Below are 3,177 nucleotides of genomic sequence, written 5' to 3' on the forward strand. Positions count from 1 at the left end.
CCGACGATTACGTGGATCGCGAGTTCGGCACCGGCGTGGTCAAGGTCACGCCCGCGCACGACTTCAACGACTATCAGGTCGGCCTGCGCCACAAGTTGCCGATGATCGAGATCCTCACGCTCGACGCCAGGATCAACGAGAACGCGCCGGAAAAGTATCGCGGCATGGATCGTTTCGTCGCCCGCAAGGAAGTCGTAGCCGACCTGGAAGCGCTCGGCCTGCTCGAATCCGTCAAGCCGCACGCGCTGATGGTGCCGCGTGGTGACCGCACCGGCGTAGCGATCGAGCCGATGCTCACCGATCAATGGTTCGTCGCCATGAGCAAGCCGGCGCCGGAAGGCACGTTCCATCCGGGTAAATCGATTGCTGAAACGGCGCTCGACGTGGTCCGCGACGGTGAAATCAAGTTCGTGCCGGAAAACTGGTCGACCACTTATTACCAGTGGCTCGAAAACATCCAAGACTGGTGTATCTCGCGTCAACTCTGGTGGGGCCACCAGATTCCGGCCTGGTACGGCGATAACGGCGAAATCTTCGTGGCGAAGACGGAAGAAGAAGCCCGCGCGGAAGCCACGGAAAAGGGCTACACCGGCGCCCTCAAACGCGATGACGATGTGCTCGACACATGGTTTTCATCGGCGCTCGTGCCGTTTTCATCGCTCGGCTGGCCGAACGAAACGCCGGAACTCAAGCACTTCCTGCCCTCCTCGGTACTCGTAACAGGGTTCGACATCATCTTCTTCTGGGTCGCCCGGATGGTGATGATGACCACGCATTTCACCGGCAAGGTCCCTTTCGACACGGTCTACGTCCACGGTCTCGTGCGCGACGCGGAAGGCCAGAAGATGTCGAAGAGCAAGGGCAATACGCTCGACCCGATCGATATTGTCGACGGAATCGACCTGGAAACGCTCGTTTCCAAGCGAATTACCGGCCTGATGAATCCGAAGCAAGCCGAGAAAATCGAGAAAAAGACCCGCAAGGAGTTCCCTGACGGGATCCAGCCGTTCGGCACGGACGCGCTGCGCTTCACGATGGCGTCCATGGCAACGCTCGGTCGCAATGTAAATTTTGATCTGGCAAGGTGCGAGGGATATCGTAATTTTTGCAATAAGCTGTGGAATGCTACTCGCTTTGTCCTGATGAATACCGAGGGCCACGACTGTGGTTTCGGTAAGCCGGAGGAATGCGAAGCAGGCGATTGCGGACCGGGTGGATACCTTCATTTCTCCCAGGCAGACTTCTGGATCGTGTCGCTTTTGCAGCGCGTGGAAGCCGAAGTGGAGAAGGGTTTTGCCGATTACCGTTTCGACAACGTAGCAAGCGCAATCTACAAATTCGTCTGGGACGAGTATTGCGACTGGTATCTTGAGCTAGCCAAGGTGCAGATCCAGACCGGCACGCCCGAGCAGCAACGCGCCACCCGCCGCACCCTCCTTCGCGTGCTGGAAACGGTGCTGCGCCTCGCGCATCCGGTGATTCCGTTCATCACGGAAGCCTTGTGGCAGAAGGTTGCCCCGCTGACCGACCGGTATCCGCAACCCACGCAACACGGGCAAACCGCATCTATCATGATCCAGCAATACCCGGTCGCGGAGCCGTCCAAGATTGATGAATCGTCTGAACAGTGGGCAGCCGAACTGAAGGCCATCATCGATTCATGTCGTAATCTGCGCGGCGAGATGAATCTGTCGCCGGCGGTCAAAGTGCCGCTGCTGGCAACCGGCGACGAAGCACGGCTCAAGTCATTCGCGCCTTACGTCCAGGCGCTGGCGCGTTTGTCTGAAGTAAAGATCATTGCCGACGAATCCGAGCTCGACGCGGAGGCAAGTGGCGCGCCAGTTGCTATCGTAGGGACGAACAAGCTGGTGTTGAAGGTCGAAATTGATGTTGCGGCTGAACGCGAACGGCTCACGAAGGAAGTGGATCGACTGACGCAGGAGATCGCGAAAGCCCGTGTGAAGCTGGAAAACGAGAGTTTCGTGGCGCGTGCGCCGGCCGCGGTGGTTGAGCAGGAGCGCAAGCGGCTGGCGGATTTCGAATCGACTTCTGACAAGCTGAAAGCGCAGTTGTCGCGACTTCCGGCATAGGCCTTCGACGGATTTAGCCGGCCAAATGCGGCCGGCTAAGCCCTGAAAACAACCGATTGCTTGTTTCGCCTTATAGCAAAGTGCGTATTTATGCTTGAAGAATTAATCTCGGCGCACTTTTTTATCAACGCATCAACCTGCATCATGGCATCTGCTTCCATGCCCAACGTTTCAGGCTTGACGTTTAAACACGATACGAGGATCAGGGTCATCAAATGCTAAAAGTTACGAAAGCGGTTTTCCCGGTTGCGGGTCTCGGTACCCGGTTCCTCCCCGCGACCAAGGCCAGCCCGAAAGAGATGTTGCCTGTTGTCGACAAGCCGCTGATTCAATACGCGGTTGAGGAAGCCATGGCTGCCGGCATCACGGAGATGATCTTCGTGACGGGGCGCAGCAAGCGCGCGATCGAAGATCACTTCGACAAATCGTATGAAATTGAAGCCGAACTGGAAGCACGCGGAAAGCAGAAGCTGCTTGATCTCGTGCGCAGCATCAAGCCGAGCCATGTCGACTGTTTCTACGTGCGTCAGGCCGAAGCGCTCGGTTTGGGCCACGCCGTGCTGTGCGCGGAAAAGCTGGTCGGCGACAACCCGTTCGCCGTGATTCTCGCGGATGACTTGTTGTACGGCACCCCGCCGGTGATGACGCAGATGATTGAAGTCTTCGATCACTATCACAGCTCGGTTATTGGTGTAGAAGAGATCCCGGCACAGGATTCCAAGTCATACGGTGTGATTGACGGGAAAGAGTGGGAAGACAATATTTTCAAGTTGTCGGGGATTGTGGAGAAGCCGGAACCCGAGGTGGCGCCATCGAATCTCGGTGTGGTTGGGCGATATGTGCTGAAGCCGCGTGTATTCGATCACATTCGCGCGTTAAAGCCGGGCGCGGGTGGGGAGTTGCAGCTGACGGATGCTATTCAGTCATTGCTCGCCGATGAGCAAGTGCTTGCGTACAAGTATCACGGCACGCGGTTTGATTGCGGCAGCAAGCTTGGTTATTTGAAGGCGACAGTTGAGTTTGCGCTGCGGCATCCGGAAGTGGCTGCGGACTTTCAGGAATATTTGAACACCCGGTCGCCGCATTT

Annotated in this window: 2 protein-coding genes; both read left to right on the forward strand. The window is 57.1% G+C overall.

Annotation, left to right across the window (positions count from 1 at the left end):
• Positions 1-2,090 (forward strand): valine--tRNA ligase (locus JWR14_RS26110; RefSeq protein WP_299714255.1); only part of this gene is annotated, 2,090 nt, incomplete at its 5' end.
• Positions 2,091-2,305: 215 nt separating this feature from the next.
• Positions 2,306-3,177, forward strand: an 872-nt coding sequence (gene galU, locus JWR14_RS26115) for a UTP--glucose-1-phosphate uridylyltransferase GalU (protein ID WP_299714257.1), incomplete at its 3' end; no start/stop codon positions are given.

The organism is Caballeronia sp. (assembly GCF_028292365.1).
GTDB lineage: Bacteria > Pseudomonadota > Gammaproteobacteria > Burkholderiales > Burkholderiaceae > Caballeronia.